This window comes from Luteolibacter pohnpeiensis, from assembly GCF_016595435.1.
GTDB lineage: Bacteria > Verrucomicrobiota > Verrucomicrobiia > Verrucomicrobiales > Akkermansiaceae > Luteolibacter > Luteolibacter pohnpeiensis.
On sequence record NZ_JAENIJ010000064.1, the window covers coordinates 1 to 6,784 of the forward strand.

Annotated in this window: 9 protein-coding genes; 2 read left to right on the top strand and 7 right to left on the bottom strand. The window is 51.7% G+C overall.

Translation table 11 applies throughout. The features are described 5' to 3' along the window. From JIN85_RS19385 to JIN85_RS19405, 5 genes are all read right to left on the bottom strand, one after another. A partial coding sequence (locus JIN85_RS19385) for a hypothetical protein (protein WP_200273950.1) occupies positions 1-446 on the bottom strand: 446 nt, incomplete at its 3' end. Between the two features lie 73 nt (positions 447-519). Beyond that, the gene (locus JIN85_RS19390; protein WP_200273952.1) at positions 520-858 is read right to left on the bottom strand and encodes an E3 binding domain-containing protein; all 339 of its coding nucleotides are present in this window, start codon (positions 856-858) and stop codon (positions 520-522) included. Positions 859-885: 27 nt separating this feature from the next. After that, positions 886-1,818, bottom strand: a complete 933-nt coding sequence (locus JIN85_RS19395) for a major capsid protein (protein ID WP_200273954.1) — start codon at positions 1,816-1,818, stop codon at positions 886-888. Positions 1,819-1,857: 39 nt separating this feature from the next. Beyond that, positions 1,858-2,265, bottom strand: a complete 408-nt coding sequence (locus JIN85_RS19400; protein WP_200273956.1) for a hypothetical protein — start codon at positions 2,263-2,265, stop codon at positions 1,858-1,860. A gap of 36 nt (positions 2,266-2,301) precedes the next feature. Further along, positions 2,302-3,402, bottom strand: a complete 1,101-nt coding sequence (locus tag JIN85_RS19405) for a phage protease (RefSeq protein WP_200273958.1) — start codon at positions 3,400-3,402, stop codon at positions 2,302-2,304. 159 nt (positions 3,403-3,561) lie between these two features. Here JIN85_RS19405 and JIN85_RS19410 point away from each other — a divergent pair, with 159 nt between their 5' ends. Next, positions 3,562-4,899 (top strand): AAA family ATPase, encoded by a 1,338-nt coding sequence (locus tag JIN85_RS19410; protein ID WP_200273960.1) that lies wholly within the window; start codon positions 3,562-3,564, stop codon positions 4,897-4,899. Next, positions 4,896-5,726, top strand: coding sequence for a DUF4435 domain-containing protein (locus JIN85_RS19415; RefSeq protein ID WP_200273962.1), 831 nt, complete (start codon positions 4,896-4,898; stop codon positions 5,724-5,726). The genes JIN85_RS19410 and JIN85_RS19415 overlap by 4 nt, the downstream gene beginning before the upstream one ends. On the opposite strand, the gene JIN85_RS19420 is transcribed toward JIN85_RS19415, so the two are convergent. Both JIN85_RS19420 and JIN85_RS19425 read right to left on the bottom strand, forming a co-directional pair. Next, on the bottom strand, positions 5,712-6,575 hold the full coding sequence (locus tag JIN85_RS19420; protein ID WP_200273964.1) for a hypothetical protein: 864 nt from the start codon (positions 6,573-6,575) through the stop codon (positions 5,712-5,714). The two genes, JIN85_RS19415 and JIN85_RS19420, sit on opposite strands and share 15 nt — an antisense overlap. Before the next feature lie 11 nt (positions 6,576-6,586). Further along, positions 6,587-6,784 (bottom strand): hypothetical protein (locus JIN85_RS19425; RefSeq protein WP_200273966.1); only part of this gene is annotated, 198 nt, incomplete at its 5' end.

Consider the following 6,784-nt stretch of genomic DNA (forward strand, 5'->3'; position numbering starts at 1 on the left):
AAATCGAGTAAGGGTTGCCCGCCGTAACGAACCGAGCTGCTGGCGGACGGCGGTTCCGCAATCGCGAAGGCTTTCGGGTCCATCCCGGAAAGCGAGCGGAGTTCCGTTTCGGCTTGGTTAAGCTGGCGTTGACGCGGACCGGTTTCGCCGTCCTCAAGCGGTGGGATCGCGATCAAAGCCGCCTTGGCAATGACCGCGGCGGAAAAGATCATGAACGCGGGAATCGTCCCCGCTGGTCCCAGAGTATGAACCCGGGGATTAGCCATGATGCGGCCGCGAATCCGTTCGCAAACCTGCGGCACAATCAGCGCAAGCCGAGGTTCGATTTGCTCGAACGCACCACTGCCGTTCGGCGATTGTTCCGCCGCCATATCCTCGTAGGTTTCCAGCTCGCGCTCGGAAATCTGAGCGCGAACGTGTTCGGTGGTGAATATGATCCAGGACATCGGTTGTTAGAGAAAAAAGCCCCGCCCGCGTGAGCGAACGGACGGGGCCTGACATGACACACAGAAGAGCTTGTTAGTTCTTGGCGGCTTCGATCGCGGCCTCCACGTCCGCCTTGATGATCGTGCCGTCGCTGCCAGTGCCTTTGATCGTCGCAAGATCGATCGAATGCTCCTCAGCCAGCTTGCGGGCGGCATCGCTGACGTCCACCACTGGCTTTTGAGCCGGAGGCGTAGCGGTAGTGCCGGATGCGGTTTGCTTCGGCTCAACCGGCTTCACCTCGCGGATCTGCTGGAAGCGCAGCCAGGCGCGGACCTGCGCACCGTGGGCAGGCTGAATGAAGGTTTGTCCCAGCTTCAGGGTTTGGCCGTTGAACGGGATGCCGCGTTTGTCGATGACTTGATAGTTTGGCATATCTTCGATTGCGTTGAAGGTTCAGGTTTAGCTGAGCACGTCGCTCAGGTGATAACCGCAAGCCGGTGCTGCCAGCTTCTCGCACACGTCGTGCATCAGCTGGTGAATCGTCGAACTCGCGTTTTCCTCTCGGTAGGTTTTCACCGCCAGCTCTCCAGAGCTTGCACCGCTGTAGCCGCCCCACGCGAAGGTCCGGGCAAAGGTCGGGCTTTCCAGATCGATCGCCGGGTTGACGTAGGCCACGATTACCGAGTCGCCCCACAGCTTTTGGATGGAAATCGCCTGACCTTCGTTCGCGCTGTTCTGCGTCGCACCTGCCACCACGATCCGACCAAGACCAAACACTGAAGCGATGATGTCGGCCGTCACGATGCCGCGTTGGGTGTATTTGATCTTTTCAAGGATCTGCGGGTGTTCTTTCAGAACGTTGAACACGTCGCGGGGAATCACTGCCACGTTCGGGTCCATGCCGCAGTTGTCGTGAATGACTTCTTTGATGGCATCGATGTCGCCGATCGGGTCTGCGTTTTCCGCATCCCACTTGGTGGCAGCGGCAGAAGTTGGCACGTCGGCTCCGGTGACAAGCGCGTGAACCCGGCGCTCCTTGTTGAGCATCAGCACGCGGGTGCCGCGCAGGATCTTGCCCCGGTCGGCATCGAAGAAGCTCTGATAGATCGCCCGCTGGCGGTCATCGAGGGGGATCTCGGCACCATAGTCGAAGGTGGCAAACACGTCGCTGCCAATTTCCATGTTGATGCGTGGATAGGGTGCGCCCGGAGCACGCGCCTTGAGCTTCGGCACATTGAGCATGTTCTCACGGTTCCACTTCGGGAACGTCGCGGCCTGCACCGCAACCGGGAACACAGGAGCCAGCGCGGCTCCGGCGTATTCAGCTTCGTTGACCGCATATTCGGATGCGGTGCGGGAAAGGACCTGGTTGATGATGGCGTTGGATTTCATCAGATAAAAAAGAGTTAGATATGCTTGTTAGATAAGGGATCAGGCGATGACGACCGGCTCGATCACGTCGAGGATTTCGATTACGTCATTGGTGGCGGAATTGCCCTGGCTCAGCTTGCGGCCAAGCGTGCGGTAACTTCCGGCAGCGGCAGGCTGCGCGATTGCCAGGCCTCCGGCACCGAACACGACGCGGCCATTCTTCGGAATGATGCCACCGGCTTTGACTTTGACCGTGCCGCCCCGGTTGAGCAGACGGACGTTGATTTCGGGGAGGTCGGGAGCATAGCGCTCGACCATCACGCCGATGACTTCATCGCCGCTCTCGGCGAGTTTGATGGAATCTTCTGCCGCGCCGAGGGCAACGAAATGGAATTCCTTGTTTACGAGCTGGCCGGGCGTTTCCTCGGTGAAACTCTTGTAAGCGGTGGCGGTGTAGGTTTCGGACATGGAAAGGAGTTGTTAGAGTGAATCGTTAGGGATGGATCAGGCCTCGAACTGCTTGTTGTAGGACTCGTAGAGGTCCGGACGGCTGCGGGCCAAAATGCCGAAGGCTTCGCTTTCGTTCTTCGCCTGGGAGGCAGTGACCAGCTTGCGAGCCTCGACGACAAAGGCATGATCGCCGGAAACGTCGGGCACATCCTGCCCAGTGGCCCGGACAATCGGGCGTTCGATTGGATCAGTCGGGTTCGCTTCAGCGGCTTCGATCCGCTCGGTCATGAACTTGATCGCGAGCGCGTTTTCCGACTCAGCGGCTTGGACGTATTCGGCCTTTTTGACCTCGTCTTTCGGCGCGGCCAGACCGGCTTTAACGGCGCGTTGGAAAAGGGTTTCGCCTTGTTCCTTGCGTCCGTTGGCCAGCTTGGCCTCTGCGGCTTGCAGCTTCGTCTTCAGCTGATCACGCTCCGTGGTCACGTCGGTGAGCGACGCCTGCACCGTGCGCAGGGTTTCCGCATCGGATCGCATCGCAGAGACGCGCTGACGTGCGAGAGTTTCCGCGTCGTCGCGGGCAGCTTCGGATTGATTGAGAAGGCCGCAGGTGGCGAGAATGAGAAATTGGCTCATGGGTGTGATCGGTTGCTTCGGTTCTTGAATGGGAGCCGCGTCACTTGCGGCGATACGGGGAATTGTCCGGAAAGCCGGGTTGTTGCACAGGGTTCCGAGTGGTCCCCGGCTCGGCAGGCCGCCTGGAGTGCCGTCCTCGTTGAGCAGGAACTCCGGCGAGAAGTAGGAGAAATCCTTGCCCTCGATCGCTTCCCGCCCGGCCCGCGTCCAATCGAGCGCCATCACAATCCCCTTGCCCGCCTCATAACGAAACGACGCCGGAATCCCCGCCGCCGGTCCCCGGTGGTTGTGATCAAAATCGATGATCGGCCGAACGTTGTCCGCCAAACGCCGGGAAAGATCAGCCTGAAGTGAGGCAGCGATCGCGGCTCCGCGCTGAGGCGGCACCTTCACGGTGATTTCCTTCGGCTTGCCGTCGACCGTGGGATGAATCGCGTGTTCACCTTCGGGAATGTAAACGATTTCAGTCGGAACAACGTCCGGCAACGGCTGGAAGGATGCGGCAGAAATGAGAACTTTCACGCATCCAGCGAAGCCTCAGGAGCGGTGAAGGTCCATATGCGGGAGTGGTCCCTCAAAAAACCGATGATACTTCCGCTTGATGTAATTATTTTTAATATTGACTTATTAATATTTACAATATATCCGGAAATCACTTAGCATAACATCGTCGAAACAAATATGGAACTTCGTGGAATCAAATACAAAAAAATATACGGATACCTATCGGGAGAACTAACTTTTAAAACCGGTGAAAATTTCCTAGTAGGTATAAATGGATGCGGAAAAACCACCGTCCTAAATCTCATCAAATGGCTTCTTGAACCTTCTCTTGCTGATCTCTGCACACTAGACCATGAATATGTATCACTCGAATTCAAGCATGAAAAATATTTATACACACTTAAAAGTGAAATCAAGAATTCAATACACGAATTGCAATTGATAACAAAAGACAAAACACACAACTACCATCCCATAACGACTACCCTTCACCTTTCCCCCAATCTTTTAAAAAATCAAGAATTCATTAATGAAGCTAAAAAACGATACTCGAGTATGACACCGGACCTCAACGAAGTAGCTACTTGGCATTTTCTTGTAGAAGAACTTCCTTCACCGGTATTCATCGGGCTAGGAAGGTCTATAGATGGAAAATACCTTCTAGGATCCCATAAACGAAGTGCGGTATTAAGGGAAAGAAACAGACCGGAATCTCTGCCAGCTGCAACCATAGCAACAGAGTTAATGCGAGATGCATATAATACTGTAAGACAGCAAATCGTTGAAATAAATGAAGATTTAAATCGTAAAGTTTTAGAACTTAGCTTTAGCGGGTTAATTCGAAATTCTTCGGGCAAAAACAAATCAAGATTAACTGAGATTCGCAGCAAAATAAGCAAATTGAAAGAAAATTTCACTACTTCTTCAGGAAAGGGCAAATACTCAAAAACTCTTTCAGACCAAGGCGTGCGCAACGCAATCATCGAATATCTGAAGGGTTTGGAAAAACTTCTCGATCAATCAAAAGCTGTTGATCAAATAATGCTAATTCTGAATGGTCATAACTTCGAGCGAGCGGCTAACATGTTCGATCTATTTGAGGAACATGAAAATCGTGCACGTGAAGCACAGTCAGAGATCGATACATTCACTGAAGTAGTCAACGAATTCATCACTGATTCCGGGAAAAAGATTAATTTTCACAACGATACCGGAACGCCCTATTTTACCCGAAATGCAGACAATAGACGGATGTTACTTTGTGATTTATCGTCAGGTGAAGCTCAAATTGTAATTCTTCTGACATACTTCGCATTTCTTGCAAAAAAAGGTGTTCCCATCATTATCGATGAACCAGAACTTTCGCTTCACGTTCAATGGCAAGAAAAATTCGTTACGTCGGTCAAGCGAGTATTACCCTCGGAGTGCCAGACCTTGATGGCAACTCATAGCCCGGAAATATGCGGCGCCGAAGAAGTGAATGTACAACCAATCACTGTAAGTTCCAACCAATGATTCCTAAACGCAAAGGATATAGAGGTAAATCGTATCTTCTATTTTCAGACTACAACGATGTCCATATATTTGTAGAAGACGATGGTTTCGAGAACTTATACCGAGAGTTATTTCGGAGAACTGGCCTGAATATTAATAAAATATTCTCCAAAGGAGGAAAGCGCCCCATTATTGATTCTGCCACAAATTGCACTGACCCCAATTGCTTTTATATTGTAGATATGGATTGGGATGACCTCTTGGACAAAAAACATGATATTGAGAGACTTATTTTTTTAAAAAAACACTCAATCGAAAATTATTTAATCGATTATTCAGGATTTCGGGCAATCATTATTGCTGACAACCCAAGAAAAAATATTGAGAATATCTTTAATGAAAATGATTTCAAATCTATTGTAGAAACAACCTCCAATCGTTTACGCCCTCTTTTCGAATGCTTTGCAGCTATTTTGGCAAGCCAAAATGGGCTAGCAAATTGCAAAATCCCACCAAAAAATTTCCAGAAAAAAAATAATTATCACCCTCCAGATCCCGACATCATCAACAATTTCATCTCTGATGCCGGATTAACAATCAATCCCAACATTAAGAAATATTTCACTAGCCGCAATTTAACCAATCGTGGTCACGGGAAATACATGCTCCACTTCATTTGGATAGAAATTCGCCATAAAACAAAATGCGCCCAAATAAGCGACGACTGCTTAAAAATCAGATTAGCTCAATCCATCAAAGAGGATGATTTCAAAAAAATAGCCACCAAAATAATAAAGATTCACAAAGCAGCAAAAAAGGATAGATCTAATATATCAATCGTGAGCTAGCATCAGGTAAAACCTATCATTATCCTCAATGATCCTCGCCCGCTCTTCCCCGGTTGCTCGGAGCTCCGCAAGCAGCCGCCGCTTGATCTCGGGGTCCATCTTGGAGGTGCTCGCTGATAAGCCGTTGTTTAGGCCGGGTTCCGGTTGGGGAGATTCTGGAGGCGGCGGTGTATTTCGCTTGGCCAACAGCTTCTCCCATTCCTCGAGCGGCACGTCTTCCTGATCCACGCCGGAGTTGAAACCATACGGTCCCCAAGGCACAGCAAAACCTCCGATCTTTGGGTCATTCATTTCCTGTGCCCACCATGGGTCGTCTTTGTGGCGGATCTCGCCGAGGTTCGCTTGATGCCTCGGGCGTGGCTTACTCACTCCCCTTTCCCGGATCAACCTTGCGGCTGGATAGGCTGCTTTGACTTCCGGGGACTGGCCCTGCTTCCACTTTCCGTAGCCGTAAGCCTGGCGCACGTTGGTATCGAAGATCAATCGCAACCGCGCCTCGCTCTTGATGTCGGTTATGTCGGATTGCTCGGTGTTCCACATTTCCTCTTCCGTCGCCATGCCTTCCTCGATCATGAACTCGCGCATCAGCCGCACGAAGTCAGCCCGGCCACCCACGCGCAGCACCGTGGTTTTGGTCCCGTCCGGAAGGGTTACTTCGTCCCGAACCTTGGTGAGATAGTCGAAAATGAGACCTTGAGCGCGATCAAGGAAGCGGGCGTTTTCCACCCGTGAGGAAAAGAACGCTCGCAGCTTGATGTCATCCTCCTGGGCAGACCATTCCTTTGCATCCCACTCCGCAGGCAATTGCTCTTTATCGAGAAGGAATTCGATTCCTTCCTGCAATGACATCGGTTGATCAATCATAGGTTTTCCAGTCTTCGTTCCAGTTCCTTACGCCAGGCATTGGCATAGCTCTCCGCCAGCCGATCCTCCGGTGGCACCGCTCCCGGCCACGGGCTTTGGGTCACGCTCTTGAGAAGCAGATAGACGGCCCGGATCTTGGATCCGCCAGAAGCTCCCGATTTTCCCTTCTTCTTGCGGCCTTTCTTCGCGCCAGC

Excerpts from the sequence above, each read along its gene's own strand:
- JIN85_RS19400 (WP_200273956.1), bottom strand. The coding sequence starts at position 2,265 with ATGTCCGAAACCTACACCGCCACCGCTTACAAGAGTTTCACCGAGGAA.
- JIN85_RS19420 (WP_200273964.1), bottom strand. The coding sequence starts at position 6,575 with ATGTCATTGCAGGAAGGAATCGAATTCCTTCTCGATAAAGAGCAATTG.
- JIN85_RS19395 (WP_200273954.1), bottom strand. The coding sequence starts at position 1,818 with ATGAAATCCAACGCCATCATCAACCAGGTCCTTTCCCGCACCGCATCC.
- JIN85_RS19410 (WP_200273960.1), top strand. The coding sequence starts at position 3,562 with ATGGAACTTCGTGGAATCAAATACAAAAAAATATACGGATACCTATCG.
- JIN85_RS19390 (WP_200273952.1), bottom strand. The coding sequence starts at position 858 with ATGCCAAACTATCAAGTCATCGACAAACGCGGCATCCCGTTCAACGGC.
- JIN85_RS19415 (WP_200273962.1), top strand. The coding sequence starts at position 4,896 with ATGATTCCTAAACGCAAAGGATATAGAGGTAAATCGTATCTTCTATTT.